Source organism: Actinoplanes sp. CA-015351 (genome assembly GCF_050955685.1).
Classification (GTDB): Bacteria; Actinomycetota; Actinomycetes; order Mycobacteriales; family Micromonosporaceae; genus Actinoplanes.
This window is the reverse complement of record NZ_CP192102.1, coordinates 5,440,601-5,453,476: the sequence shown is the minus strand read 5'-3', so window position 1 is coordinate 5,453,476 and position 12,876 is coordinate 5,440,601. Positions and strand designations below refer to the sequence as shown.

At 72.0% G+C, this 12,876-nt stretch carries 11 protein-coding genes; 8 read left to right on the top strand and 3 right to left on the bottom strand.

Going from position 1 to position 12,876, the window contains the following annotated elements; genetic code table 11:
• Nucleotides 1–4: 4 nt before the first annotated feature.
• Nucleotides 5–1,018, bottom strand: a complete 1,014-nt coding sequence (locus tag ACQP2E_RS25015; protein ID WP_433825372.1) for a glucosyl-3-phosphoglycerate synthase — start codon at nucleotides 1,016–1,018, stop codon at nucleotides 5–7.
• Nucleotides 1,019–1,202: 184 nt separating this feature from the next.
• Between ACQP2E_RS25015 and ACQP2E_RS25010 the strand changes: the two genes are divergently transcribed.
• From ACQP2E_RS25010 to ACQP2E_RS24975, 8 genes are all read left to right on the top strand, one after another.
• Entirely contained in the window at nucleotides 1,203–2,195 is a 993-nt protein-coding gene (locus tag ACQP2E_RS25010; protein WP_433825371.1) for a Gfo/Idh/MocA family protein, read from the top strand.
• Entirely contained in the window at nucleotides 2,188–3,294 is a 1,107-nt protein-coding gene (locus ACQP2E_RS25005) for a zinc-dependent alcohol dehydrogenase (protein ID WP_433825370.1), read from the top strand. Before ACQP2E_RS25010 ends, ACQP2E_RS25005 begins: the two co-directional genes overlap by 8 nt.
• Before the next feature lie 57 nt (nucleotides 3,295–3,351).
• Nucleotides 3,352–5,643: an accessory Sec system translocase SecA2 gene (secA2, locus tag ACQP2E_RS25000; protein ID WP_433825369.1), complete on the top strand. Its 2,292-nt coding sequence runs from the start codon at nucleotides 3,352–3,354 to the stop codon at nucleotides 5,641–5,643.
• A gap of 350 nt (nucleotides 5,644–5,993) precedes the next feature.
• Nucleotides 5,994–6,443, top strand: coding sequence for a winged helix-turn-helix domain-containing protein (locus ACQP2E_RS24995; protein WP_433825368.1), 450 nt, complete (start codon nucleotides 5,994–5,996; stop codon nucleotides 6,441–6,443).
• 52 nt (nucleotides 6,444–6,495) lie between these two features.
• Nucleotides 6,496–7,125, top strand: coding sequence for a uridine kinase (locus ACQP2E_RS24990; protein ID WP_433825367.1), 630 nt, complete (start codon nucleotides 6,496–6,498; stop codon nucleotides 7,123–7,125).
• Between the two features lie 199 nt (nucleotides 7,126–7,324).
• Nucleotides 7,325–7,747, top strand: coding sequence for a TraR/DksA family transcriptional regulator (locus ACQP2E_RS24985; protein ID WP_433825366.1), 423 nt, complete (start codon nucleotides 7,325–7,327; stop codon nucleotides 7,745–7,747).
• Between the two features lie 202 nt (nucleotides 7,748–7,949).
• Nucleotides 7,950–8,210 carry a BatC protein gene (locus tag ACQP2E_RS24980; RefSeq protein ID WP_433825365.1) on the top strand — a complete coding sequence of 87 codons (261 nt, stop codon included), beginning with the start codon at nucleotides 7,950–7,952 and terminating at the stop codon, nucleotides 8,208–8,210.
• Entirely contained in the window at nucleotides 8,207–9,427 is a 1,221-nt protein-coding gene (locus tag ACQP2E_RS24975) for a cupin domain-containing protein (RefSeq protein ID WP_433825364.1), read from the top strand. The genes ACQP2E_RS24980 and ACQP2E_RS24975 overlap by 4 nt, the downstream gene beginning before the upstream one ends.
• Here ACQP2E_RS24975 and ACQP2E_RS24970 read toward each other — a convergent pair.
• Together ACQP2E_RS24970 and ACQP2E_RS24965 are read right to left on the bottom strand one after the other, a co-directional pair.
• A complete protein-coding gene (locus ACQP2E_RS24970) occupies nucleotides 9,419–10,123 on the bottom strand; it encodes a hypothetical protein (protein ID WP_433825363.1) in 705 nt (234 codons plus the stop codon). The genes ACQP2E_RS24975 and ACQP2E_RS24970 overlap by 9 nt on opposite strands.
• The gene (locus tag ACQP2E_RS24965; RefSeq protein ID WP_433825362.1) at nucleotides 10,120–12,861 is read right to left on the bottom strand and encodes an FtsK/SpoIIIE domain-containing protein; all 2,742 of its coding nucleotides are present in this window, start codon (nucleotides 12,859–12,861) and stop codon (nucleotides 10,120–10,122) included. Before ACQP2E_RS24965 ends, ACQP2E_RS24970 begins: the two co-directional genes overlap by 4 nt.
• Nucleotides 12,862–12,876 lie beyond the last annotated feature (15 nt).

The following is a 12,876-nucleotide window of genomic DNA, read 5'->3' as shown; positions in this document are numbered from 1 at the left end:
ACCTTCACGCGGCGACCGCCCGGTTGAGCGCGGGCAGGTCGAGCGAGATGAGCGGCGGCCGCTCAGTCACGCCGGTCTCGGTGATCGCGATCTGCCGGTCCAGGTTGGGCAGCGCGTCGTCGCCACCCCGGCGGAACTGGGTCAGCAGGGTGGACGGCGGCACCGGCGAGGTCGCGAGGCCGCGGCGGTGCATCCGGGACCAGGCGGTCACCATGATCTGCGCGGCCATCCGGCCGAGCGCCTCGGTGCCCTGGTGACGGTGCTTGCGCTCGCCGAGGTCCACCTGGGCCAGGGCGTCCAGCCCGACCAGGTCGACGAGGTCGATCAGCATGCCGACCTCGACGCCGTACCCGGAGACGAACGGGATGCGTTCCAGGGTGCGGCGGCGGCCGGCGTACTCACCGGCGAGCGGCTGGACGAATCCGGACAGCTCCGGGAAGAAGAGGTTGAGCAGTGGCCGGGCGGCCAGCTCGGTGACCCGGCCGCCGCCGTCGGTCTCGACACCGGCCGTGCCGATCAGCGGCCGGTGGTAGAAGCCCTTGACGAAGTCGACGGAGTTGTCGGTCAGCAGCGGGCCGAGGAGGCCGGTGACGAAGTGCGCCGAGAACTCGCGCAGGTCGCCGTCGACGAACGCGACGACGTCGCCGCTGCTGGCCGCGAGCCCGGCCCAGAGAGCATCGCCCTTGCCCTCCATCCGGGGCAGTCCCCGGGTGAGCCAGTCCTGGCTGACCACCCGGGCGCCGGCCCGCCGGGCGACCATCGCGGTGGCATCGGTGGACCGGGAGTCGACAACGACGATCTCGTCGACAAGCGGCACACGCTCGATGAGTTCCCGGCGGATCGTGGACACGATCGCGCCGATGGTGGCCTGTTCGTTACGGGCCGGGATGACCACACTCACCCCGGTGCTGCCCTTCGCCGCGACCAGTTGCTCCGGCGTCCACTGGGTGGCCCGTCCGGTCCGGTAGGTCGTCCACGCCTCGACGATCGGTGAGGCTGTGTCTTTCGCCTGCCACATCAGCTTTCCCCCAAGCTCGCGATCTTCTGGCGCCGCAGGGCATTCCCGCGATGCGGCTTTGTCAATCTTTCTGGCTGGTTACAGATCGAATGCGGGGAGGTGGCCTCCCTTGTGGATGGTTTGGGATTTTCAGTCCCGGTTATCCATCGTCGCGAATCGGTGGCACACGGAGGGTGGAGAGCGCGTGGCGAAGACCAGGATCGGCATCATCGGGGCGGGTGGGGTGGCGGCACGTCATGCGCGTGTTCTCTCCGAGCTGGCAGACGCCCAGGTCAGCGGCGTGACCGACGTCCTGCCGGAGGCGGCGGAGCGGCTGGCGGGCGACCACGGAGCCCGGGCGTACCCGACCGTCGAGGCACTGATCGATTCCGGTCCGGACGCCGTTTACGTCTGTGTGCCACCGTTCGCGCACGGCGACGCGGAGCGTGCGGTGATCGCGGCCGGGCTGCCGATGTTCGTGGAAAAGCCCATTTCGATCAATAGTGAAATTGCTCACGAACTAGCCGCGCTCATTGCCGAGCGTGATTTGACAACAGCGGTTGGTCACCATTGGCGTTATCTGCCGGTCGTCGAACGGGCCCGTGAACTGCTCGGCGGACGCCCGATCCGGCTGATCTCCGGCGCCTGGCTCGACAAGGTGCCGCCGGTCTCGTGGTGGGCACGGGCCGACCGGTCCGGCGGGCCCGTCGTCGAGCAGGCGGCGCACGTCATCGACCTGGCCCGGCACTTCGGCGGGGAGGTGGACGAGGTTTTCGCGTACGGGAACGGGACGCCGCCGGAAGCGCCCGCCACGCCCGGGGCCGATGTCGACGGAGCCACCACGGCGGTGCTGCGGTTCGCCTCCGGTGCGGTCGGCACGCTCGCCGCGACCTGTGTGCTCGGCTGGAAGCAGCGGGCCGGCCTGGAGATCTACGCCGACGGCCTGGCCCTGGCGCTCACCGAGACCGAACTGGTGATCCGGGACGGCTCGGGCACCGAGGTGATCGCCGGTGACCCGGTGATCGCTCATCACGCCGTGGACCGGGCTTTCGTGGCCGCCGTCCGGGGCGAGCAGGACGACATCCGGGTGCCGTACGCGGAGGCTGCGCGTACCCATGATGTGGCTCTGGCAGTGAGCGCGTCGGTGGCGGCGGGCCGCCCGATCAGCGTGAGCCGCACGGAGGCCGCGCGTGCCTGAGCAAACTGTCTCCGACCAGAATCTGATCGTCGCGGCGCCGGGCACCGTCGAGATCGCCGAGGTGGAGCGCGAGCCGGTCCCGGAGGGTGGCTTCCGGGCCCGGACGCTGTTCAGCGGCGTCTCGGCCGGCACCGAACTGACATTCCTGAAAGGCACCAACCCGGCGCTGCACGCCGGTTTCGACACCGCGCTCGGTCTCTTCGGCGCGCCGCCCGAGCAGGCCTATCCGGTGAACCGGCTGGGCTACATGGAGGTGGCCCGGATCGAGGACAGCCGCACGCCGGCCTACCGCGACGGGACCGTGGTGGCGATGACCTACGGGCACCGCACCGGGTACACCGGGCATCCGCTGCGCGACCGGGTCGTGGTGCTGCCGGACGGACTGGACCCGCTGCTCGGCATCTATGCCGCGCACATGGGCCCGATCTGCGCGAACGGCCTGCTGCACGCGGCCGCCGACCGATTCGGCCCCTCGGTGCGCTCGCTCGGCGACGGGGTTCTCGGCGCCCGGGTCGCGGTCGTCGGCGCCGGTGTCGTCGGCGTGCTCACCGCGCTGCTCGCGCGCGCGCACGGCGCCGCCTCGGTGGTGGTCCTGGATCCGACCCCGGCGCGCCGCGCGGTCGCCGAGTCCCTCGGGCTGGAGACGCTGGACAGCTCGGCGGACGCGGACGACCCGGCGGTGATCCTGAAGACCCGCTGGCGGCACGCCGACGGCGACCGCGGCGCCGACGTGGTCTTCCAATGCCGTGGACAGGCGGCGGCGCTGCACCTCGCGCTGCGGCTGCTCCGGCCGCAGGCGACGGTGATCGACCTGGCGTTCTATCCGGGTGGCGCGGACGAGGTCCGGCTCGGCGAGGAATTTCACCACAACGCGCTGGGTGTCCGCTGTGCGCAGATCGGCAGGGTTCCGCGCGGATTGGCGCACTCCTGGGATCGGGAACGGCTCTCCGCCGCCACCCTCGACCTTCTCCGTTCCGACGGCGACGCGATCAGGAAACACCTGGTCACCGCCGTGGTGCCGTTCGCCGAAGGCCCGGAAGTGCTCACCGAGCTGGCCGAACGCAGGCGTCAGGAGACGCAGGTGGTGCTCTCGTTCTGAGCAACGGGCGGAGGTCCGTGGCCTGAGACCGGGGAAAATAAAGTACCGTTGCCCGCCATGGGTGTGTCGCAGCGGTTCAAGAACCGTTTCCGAAAGTTTCTGCAGCGTCCGGGTACGACGGTGGACCTGGGGCCGTTGTCGAAGCGGCTCGGTGCGATCGAGGCGCGTGAGGAAGCGTTGAAAGAGCTGGACGACGCGGCGCTGACCGAGGCAGCGCGGGAGGCGACCGATTACGTCGAGCTCTGCGCGATCGGCCGGGAGGCGTCCCGCCGCGCCATCGGCCAGAGGCCGTACGACGTTCAGCTCCTCGGCGCCATGGCGCTGCTCGACGGCCGGGTCGTCGAGATGGCCACCGGTGAGGGCAAGACGCTCACCGCGACCCTCGCCGCGTACGGCCACACCCGTCTCGGGCACGGCCCGGTGCACGTGCTGACCGTCAACGACTACCTCGCCAAGCGGGACGCCACCTGGATGGAGCCGATCTACCAGCTCCTCGGGCTCAGCGTCGCCTGGGTGACCGAGGCGATGACGCCGGAGGAGCGCCGCGAGGCGTACCTCGCCGACGTCACCTACGTCTCGGTCAGCGAGGCCGGCTTCGACTACCTGCGCGACCAGCTGGTCACCGACGTGGCCGACCGGGTGCAGCGCGAGCTGGCGACCGGCATCGTCGACGAGGCCGACTCGATCCTGATCGACGAGGCCCGGGTGCCGATGGTGCTGGCCGGCAGCGTCGCGACCGAGAGCGACCCGGTGCACGAGGCCGCCACGCTGGTCCGCGAGCTGCGCAAGGACAAGCACTACGAGGTGGCCGAGGACGGCCGCAGCGTCGCGTTCACCGACGACGGGCTCAAGCACCTCGAGGAGGAGCTCGGCGGCGTCGACCTGTACGCCGACGAGCAGAACGCCCACCTCTCCGCGCTCAACGTGGCGCTGCACGCGCACGCCCTGCTGCGCCGCGACGTCGACTACATCGTCCGCAACGGCAGCGTCGAGCTGATCGACGAGATGCGCGGCCGGGTCGCTCAGCGCCGTCGCTGGCCGGACGGCCTCCAGGCGGCCGTCGAGGCGAAAGAGGGCCTCTCCGCGACCGCCGAGGGCGAGGTCCTGGACACCATCACGGTGCAGGCCTTCATCGCGCTCTACCAGACGGTCTGCGGCATGACCGCGACCGCCGTGCACGTCGGCGAGCAGCTCCGCGAGTACTTCAAGCTCGAGGTAGCGGTGATCCCGCCGAACACCCCGAACATCCGCGAGGACGACCCGGACCGGATCTACTCGGCGCACGACATGCGCGACGAGGCCCTGGTCGAGGAGATCAAGCTGGCCCACGAGAAGGGCCGTCCGGTGCTCATCGGCACCCTCGACGTGAAGGCCTCCGAGCGGCTCGCCCAGCAGCTGGCCGACGCCGGCGTGCCGAGCAGCGTGCTGAACGCGAAGAACGACGCCGAGGAAGCCGCGATCATCGCGGAGGCCGGCGCGCTCGGCGCGGTCACCGTCTCCACCCAGATGGCCGGTCGTGGTGTCGACATCCGCCTCGGCGGCAGCGACGAGGCGGACCGGGAGCGGGTGGTCGAGCTCGGTGGCCTCTACGTGATCGGCTCCGGCCGGCACGACAGCCGCCGGGTCGACGACCAGCTCCGCGGCCGGGCCGGCCGGCAGGGCGACCCGGGCGCCTCGGTCTTCTTCGTGAGCCTCGAGGACGAGCTGGTCTTCCGGCACGCCGGCGACATCCTGCCCGCCTCGCCGCGGATGGACATGGACGGCGTCGTGCACGACCCGCAGGTGGACTACGCGGTCGAGCACGCCCAGCGGGTCGCCGAGGGTGTGAACTACGAGATCCACCGCAACACCTGGCGGTACAGCGTCGTGATCGAGCAGCAGCGTCTGCTGCTGGCCGAGCGTCGTGAGCGGCTGCTCACCTCCGAGGTCGCCGCGATCATGCTGCTGGAGAAGACGCCGGACAAGGCCAAGGAGGTCGACGAGGACGTCCTCTCCGACGCGGCCCGGGCGATCGCGCTCTTCCACCTGGACCGGCTCTGGGTGGACCACCTGGCGTTCCTTTCCGAGGTCCGCGAGGGTGTGCACCTGCGCGCGCTCGGCAAGCTGGACCCGCTCGACGAGTTCCACCGGGCCGCCGTGCCGGCCTTCCAGGAGCTGCTCACCAAGGTCGAGTCGCGGACCATCGAGACGTTCGACGAGGTCGACCTGACCGACGGCTGGGAGCCCGAGCGCGCCGAGATCGTCCGGCCCAGCGCCACGTGGACGTACCTGGTGCACGACAACCCGTTCGGCTCCGAGCTGGACCGGCTGATCGCGGCCGTCGGCCGCCGCCTCACCTCCGGCGGCTGATCTTTCGCTCTCCCGAAGGGCTTTCTCCCGACTGGGAGAAAGCCCTTCTGCGTTTGTTCCGTTCGGCAATCTTTAATGAGGCTGACAGAAACCGTTCCCGGAATACGTTTCGGAGACGATGAACAATGTGGAACGTCTTTCCCACACTGTGGTTGGCGACTTGACCCGTGAACCCGCGGGCAGGAAATATCGTCCCCGCTTTACGCACAGTGATCGCTTGTATTCGCTTGCCGCAACAAATTCTGGGGGCTATATCAATGCCGGGCAGCGCATTGTCGCCGCGTGCCGATCGCCGTTCTGCCGGACCGGGCCGTGGATCCGCCCGCCGAGCCGCCGAACCCGCGCTCACCGTGACCTTGGCCATTCCGCTCACCGGGGACGCCGTTTCGCCGCAGGCTCACAAACTGCTCACCGCCGTCCGTGAGCTGGTGGAGCTGAGCCGCGGCACGGTCACCGTGGAACCGGCGGCGCCCGCCGAGCAGCCGATCGCCGAGGGGCCGGAGGTACGCCTGCTCACCGGGTCCCGGCAGGCGCTGCTGGACGGTGCGGCGCTGCCACTCACCCGGCTCGAGTTCGACCTGATGCTGTACCTCGCCGAGCGGCCGCGCCGGGTCTTCTCCCGGGCGCAGCTGCTCGCCGCCGTCTGGGGGTACGAGAGGGCCGGAGAGCGCACCGTGGACGTCCACGTACGCCGGCTGCGGCTCAAGCTCGGCGCGAGCGTACCGGCGATCACGACGGTGTACGGGGTGGGTTACCGCCTGGCCGACGACGCCCGCATCGAGATCATGCCGCACGACTGACGTGTGATCACGCACTTTCGCCAACCTCGCCGCGAGCGGGGATCATGGAGCGATGCGCGTCGTTCCTGTCAGTTTCGAGAACTTGGTCGAGAACCTCGCTGACCAGATCACGAGTCGGGAATCCGACAGCCGGGTGCGGGTGGCCGTCGACGGCCCCGGCGCCGCCGATCCCGCGCGTCTCGCCGACGCCCTGACCGGCCCGCTGCGGCTCCGCGGCCGCCCGGCCGTCCGGGTGGACACCGGCGACTTCCTGCGTCCCGCGTCGCTGCGCCTGGAGTTCGGACGGACCAATCCGGACTCGTTCTATGCCGGCTGGTTCGACGAGGCCGGCCTGATGAGGGAAGTCCTGGTCCCGGCCGGTAAGGACGGCTCGGGCCGGATCGTGACCCGGCTCTGGGACGCGAGCGCCGACCGGGCCGCGCGGGAGCCGTACCAGGAACTGGCCGGCACGGCGATCGTGCTGGTCAGCGGCCCTCTGCTGCTCGGATCCGGCCTGCCGTTCGACTTCTCCGTCCATCTTGAGCTGTCGCCGGCCGCCCTGGAGCGCCGCACCGCCGAGGGGCAGCGCTGGACCCTGCCGGCCCTGCACCGGTACACCGCCGAGGTCGCACCGGAGATGTTCGCCGACGTCGTCGTACGCCTCGACGACCCCCGTCGTCCCGCCCTCGTGATCGAGAGGTGAGTCTCGGCACAAGACCCGTGTGCCGAGTCCGTGGCGGATTCAACCACTGACAGTTATGCTCCGGTTACTTTTTCGCGGGGCTCCCGTTTGGGATCCCCGGCGGTGGGTATCGTCCGGCTCCACCGAGCCGGTCCCGGGACGAGGACGATCCGGGGTCGAGAACCACCGGCTGGGGCTGAAGGAAGGGCAGGGGGACTGCATGCTCGTCAACGGAGCGATTGTTGCGGGTAAGGGCGCGGGCTCGGTGAAGACGCGTTCGTCCGAGGAGATCGAGCAGATCCGGGTGATCCTGCGCAGCCGGTTCGACGAACTCAATGCCGAGTACGAGGAAGCCGCGGCGCAGAACCATCGGCTCCGCCTTGTGGAGATCGGTGACGCGGCCGGCGACGACCAGGCCGACAGTGGATCCAAGACCGCCGAGCGCGACGCGGCCAGTTCGCTGCTGCGCACCCTGCTGGAGCGGCGCACGCAGGCCGAGCACGCCCTGCAGCGGCTGGACGCCGGCAGTTACGGCAACTGTGAGGGCTGTTCCCACCCGATCCCGGTGGAGCGGCTCGAGGTCTTCCCGTCCGCGACCACGTGTGTGAATTGCAAGGCGGTGCGCGAGCGCCGGGCGAGCTGAAAACAGCGACAACCTATTGAGAAAATCGTCATTGCCGCGCCGAAATGGGCGCTCGTCAATGAGATCGTCGTCACCCCGGCGGTCGTCGAAGTATTACTTCGACGGCCGTCGTTTCATTTTCAAGAGTGCCCTCCTGGCTGGGTTAGACCTGATCATCGCGGGTATGCCGCTTACCGGTCATATCTGGCATAAGGAGCGAACCATGGCACTCAGCGATCAAGAGATCATCAGCTCGGACCCGGACGGCCTGGCCGGCGAGGGACCGGCCGACGGCGGCGCCAACCCGACCGGCCGCGACGGCGGCGCGGACGGCGGCGCGGGCGAGGGACCCGCTGACGGCGGCGCCGACCCGGCCGGGCAGGACGGTGGCGCGGACGGCAGCGCCTCGGGCGAGGGCCCGGCCGACGGGGGAGCGAACCCCAGCGGGAGGGACGGCGGCGCCGACGGCAGTGCCTCTCGATGACCGCACTCTCCCGGGTCGTCGCCCTGGACGGCGACACGTTCGCCGACGCCGTCTGGGGCCGTGAGCCCCTGCTGTCCCGGGCCGCCGACCTCGGCGGCCCGGGAGGCTTCACCGGCCTGCTCAGCCCGGCGGACGTCGACGAACTGCTCAGCCGGCGCGGACTGCGCACCCCGTTCCTGCGGGTGGCCCGCAAGGGCGAGGTCCTGCCGGCCAGCCGGTTCACCGGAGGGGGTGGCGCCGGCGCGGAGATCACCGACCAGGTACGCGACGAGGACGTCATGCGCCTCTACGCGGACGGCGCCACGCTGGTGCTCCAGGGTCTGCACCGGCTCTGGCCGCCGCTGATCGGATTCGCCGGTGAGCTCGGCGCCGAGCTGAACCGCCCGTTGCAGGTCAACGCGTACCTGACGCCGCCGGACAGCCAGGGATTCACCACCCACTACGACACCCACGACGTCTTCGTGCTGCAGGTGGACGGCGTCAAACGCTGGTGCGTGCACCCGCCGGTGCTGGCCGGCCCGCTGGAGAAGCAGCCGTGGGGCGGCCACGCCGACGAGGTGGCCGCCACCGCCGCGGGCGAGCCGGCCCTCGACGTGGTCCTGGAACCCGGCGACGCGCTCTACCTGCCGCGCGGCTGGCTGCACTCGGCGCGTGCCCTGGGCGGCCGGACACTGCATCTCACCGTCGGGATCCGCGGCCTGACCCGGTACGCGCTGGTCGAGGAGCTGATGGCCCTGGCCGCCGCCGATCCCGCGCTGCGCACCACCCTGCCGTTCGGCCTGGACGTGGCCGACCCGGACGCGATCGCCCCGGAACTGGCCGCGACCGTGGCCGCCCTGCGCGACTGGCTGAGCTCGGCGGACCCGGCCGCGCTGGCCGAGCGGCTCCGCGACCGGGTATGGCCGGCGGCCCGCCCGGCACCGATCAGCCCACTGGCGCAGCTGGACTTCGCCGACGCCCTCTCCGGGACCGACGAGATCATCGTCCGGCCCGGCCTGCGATGGCAGCTGACCGCCGCGCCCGACGAGCGGGTGACATTGCGGGCACCCGGCCGCGAACTGACGTTCCCGTCGTTCTGCGCGCCGGCGCTCCGGGTCGCATTGGACGGCCACGCGCACCCGGTGGCCGCCCTGCCCCTGCCGGATCAGGAGGACCGCCTGGTCCTGGCCCGCCGCCTGCTGAAAGAGGCGCTGCTGGTCCCGGCGGGATCAGGCTGACTGGGCGAACTGGACCGCCGTGAACAACAGGCCGGCGGTCACCAGCCCGGTGGTCAGCACCGTCGCCACCGCGGCCGTGTCGAGGCCGACGCCGCGGCGATCGGCCACCAGTTTCGCGGTGACCACGGCCAGCACCGGGCAGGCGAGCAGCACCAGCAGCGCCACCACCGGCGCGGCCTGGTGCCAGTCACCGCCGGCGGCCTCACCGGTCTGCCGCAGCGCGGTGTTCCCGATGACGCCGAGCACCCCGCCGGCGAACCCGAGGATGCCGAAGAGCACCGTGGTCCCGAAGGTGAGCGGCCGGGCCGGCGGGGTGTACTTCACCCGGGTCTCCACCTCGTCCAGGTAATCCTGGGCGTCGCGTTCGGTGCGCTGCCGCGGGATGCTGGCCGGCGGAAGAGTCCGCCCGAACCGTTCCGCGGCCGGGCCGACCCGGTGCACGAACTCCGACCAGAGCCCGGCCGCGCGCGCGTCGACGGTCTCCAGGTCACGTTGCGCCTCGCGGACGGCGTGCCGCGCTGCGCGTACCTCGGCCTCCGCTTCCTGAACCGACTCGGAGGCCGCGGTGGCGCGCTCGGCGTGCCACCGCTCGGCCTCCTCGCGCAGTGCGGCGGCGCGCTGGTCCAGCGTGGTGAGACGGCGCAGGACGGTACGGTAGTCGGCCCGCTCGAAGTCGGACGGCTGCAATTCGCTCATGAGGTTCCGTAAGGGATGATGACCTCGGCGCCTCGATGCACCGAGCGGTCGAAGTGCAGGGCCCGCCAGGGTCGCGGGTACCAGTTCGGAGCGCCGGCGCCCGGATAGAACGGCGCCAGCTCGCTGCCGTGCACATCGAGGGCGACCCAGGCGCCGATCGGGTCGGTCCGGGACGCCTGGCCGCCGAGCGAGTCACGCAGCAGTCCGGCGCCGCGCCACCAGCCGAGCACGTGCAGGCGCCGCTCCGGGCCCTGGCGCAGCACGGTCCGCAGCTGGTCGGCGGCGGCCTTGCCACCGGGCAGAGCGTCGGCCGCGTAGATCAGGATGAAATGCGGCCGGTCGGCCGGCCAGGCCGCGGTCGCCTCGGCGGCGGCGTCCTCCAGCAGCCAGTCGACGTTCTCGCTGTCGTACCAGCCGCACTCCGGGATCCGGGCGTGCAGCGCCTCGGCGGCGGCCTGGGCGTCCTGGTCGAGGCAGACCACCGAGAACCGGGCGCCGTCCGGCTCGAACTGCGCGGCCAGTGAACGGGCGGCGGTGGCGAGCACCGCGCATGCCTCGTCGACCCGGGTGCCGAGCACGGCCAGGTTGCGGCCGGGCGCACGGCGCAGCACGGTACGCGCGGAGCGTGCCGTGACGTCGATGGTCTCGCCGAGCAGGGCGATCGGCGCGGCCGGCGCCTCGGACGCCCGCAGCGCCCGGAAGTCCGGGCTCTCCGCGAGACGCGGCACCACGTCGCCGTCGAAGAGCCGGGGCGGGCCCAGCTCGGCCGGCCGCCGGCGCCACAGCCGGTGCTGCAGCGCGCTCCACTGGTCCCGGTCACCGGCGGCCGGCACCCGGACCACCTGGTTCGCCGAGGCCGCGCCGGAGTCCGCGTTGACCACGGCGTGATAGCGCGGCAGCGTGTCGGCGGCGTTGTTCTGCTCGGCGAGCACCCGGCGGGCCTTGGGCAGCGCGATCCGCAGCGAGAACTGCGCGACCAGGGCGGGCCGGCCCCACAGCGCCTCGATGCCGGAGACGTCCTGGCTGGCGAGCACCAGGTGAATGCCCTGCGACCGGCCCCGGCGGGCGAGGTCCTCGAGCAGGTCGACGGCCTCGGCGGCCACCGCGTCGCGACCGGCGAGCAGCACCTGGAACTCGTCGACCACCGCGACGATCCGCGGCCAGGAGCCTTCCGGGTCCTCGGCGCGCAGCTCGGCCAGGTTGGTGACCTCGTGCTGTTTGGCCGCGTCGGCCCGGCGGCGCAGCTCACCGCCGAGGAACCGCAGCAGCGCCAGGCCGAACTCGCGGTCGGTGTTGACGTTGACCCCGACCAGCCGGACGTGCGGCATCCAGCTCGGGTCCCGCCGCCCCGGCGCGAACCGGGCGAACGACACGCCCTCCTTGAAGTCGAGCAGATAGAAGGCCAGCTCGGCGGGGGAGTACCGGGCCGCGAGCGCGCCCAGCCAGGCGTAGATGAAGTTGGTCTTGCCGGTGCCGGACGGGCCGGCGATCAGCGCGTGCGGCGGGTAGTCGCTGAGCGTCACCCGCACGGTGGAGCCCTGCGGGCTGTCGCCGAGCGGCGCGGTCAGCGCGGCCGCCGCGCTCTCCTGCCACTCCTGGCCGGCCTCCGGGAGCAGGCTTTCCAGCGCGACCGGCGCCGGACCGGCCGCCACCGCCTCGGCGATCTGCCGGCAGGTCGCGGTCAGCACCACCGGCGGCGGCCCGGGGTCCAGGCGGACCGGAAGGTCGCCGGCGCCGGCCACCCGGGCGTCGTCGCCGGGCGCCGCGTGCACGAACTCGATGCCGGGTCCGGGCTCCACCACCAGCCCGTGGATCACCAGGTGCACCCCGCAGGCCGCGCCGGTACGCAACAGCCGGTCCAGCTGACTGCGCTCGTGCCGGGACAGTTCCGGTGCGCCCAGCAGCACCGCCACCCGCCACGGCTCCGGGCGGCGTTTGGTGACCGCGTGCAGTTCGCGCAGCGAGGCGTACTCGCCGGCCAGGACCTTCTCGTTGATCCGGCGTACGTGGCCGACCATGTCCTCGAGCAGGGCGGGGAGCTCGCTCGGTCCGGCGAACGTGAGCACGCCCGCGGTGGCCAGGGGTGCGAAACCGGCCAGCCCGCCACCGAGGTGCTCGGGGTCGTACCCGACGATCTGCACCATGCCGGGCGCACTGGTGCCCAGCGCGCGCAGCAGCAGGCCGGCGACCAGCTCGTCGGCGAGCCGGTCGTCGCCGCCGACCACGACGTGCCCGTGGTCGAGCAGCGGCACCAGCGCCGGAACCTCCGGCGGGCTGTCGTCCGGCAGCGGCTCGGCGGGTTCCCGGGGTGTGCCGGGCGCGGTCGCCCACGGGCTCGGCTCGGCCCGCTGGGCGCGCTCGGGGTGCGGGTGCGGTGCCTCCGGCAGCAGCAGCCGGCCGATGCGCAGTTCCGCCGCTTTCGCCAGCGGGGTGACCTCCCAGCTGTGCCACGGCTCGCCGGCCGCGCCGGGCGCGGCCCGGTCGGCCGCTGCCGCCGCTGCGCCGGCGAGGGCCGCCAGCTCGGTGTCGTGCCAGGTGACGATGTCGGCGATCCGCTCGTCGCGCGCCGCGGACAGCTTGCGCCGGCGGCCGGTCACCGCGTCGGTCACCCGGCGCCGGCGCTCGTCCGCGGCGGCCGCCGCCTGCTGTGCGTGCTCCAGCGCGGTCTGTGCGGCGCCGAGCGCGTGCGAGAGCCCGGCCCGGATCTCCATGACTCGCTGCTTGGTGGATTCCGACATTTCCTACCGTTTGGT

Bases quoted from the DNA above. Each gene is read 5' to 3' on its own strand.
- ACQP2E_RS25015 (WP_433825372.1), bottom strand. From the start codon at position 1,018: ATGTGGCAGGCGAAAGACACAGCCTCACCGATCGTCGAGGCGTGGACG.
- secA2 (WP_433825369.1), top strand. From the start codon at position 3,352: ATGGGTGTGTCGCAGCGGTTCAAGAACCGTTTCCGAAAGTTTCTGCAG.
- ACQP2E_RS24990 (WP_433825367.1), top strand. From the start codon at position 6,496: ATGCGCGTCGTTCCTGTCAGTTTCGAGAACTTGGTCGAGAACCTCGCT.
- ACQP2E_RS24985 (WP_433825366.1), top strand. From the start codon at position 7,325: ATGCTCGTCAACGGAGCGATTGTTGCGGGTAAGGGCGCGGGCTCGGTG.
- ACQP2E_RS24980 (WP_433825365.1), top strand. From the start codon at position 7,950: ATGGCACTCAGCGATCAAGAGATCATCAGCTCGGACCCGGACGGCCTG.
- ACQP2E_RS24975 (WP_433825364.1), top strand. From the start codon at position 8,207: ATGACCGCACTCTCCCGGGTCGTCGCCCTGGACGGCGACACGTTCGCC.
- ACQP2E_RS24970 (WP_433825363.1), bottom strand. From the start codon at position 10,123: ATGAGCGAATTGCAGCCGTCCGACTTCGAGCGGGCCGACTACCGTACC.
- ACQP2E_RS24965 (WP_433825362.1), bottom strand. From the start codon at position 12,861: ATGTCGGAATCCACCAAGCAGCGAGTCATGGAGATCCGGGCCGGGCTC.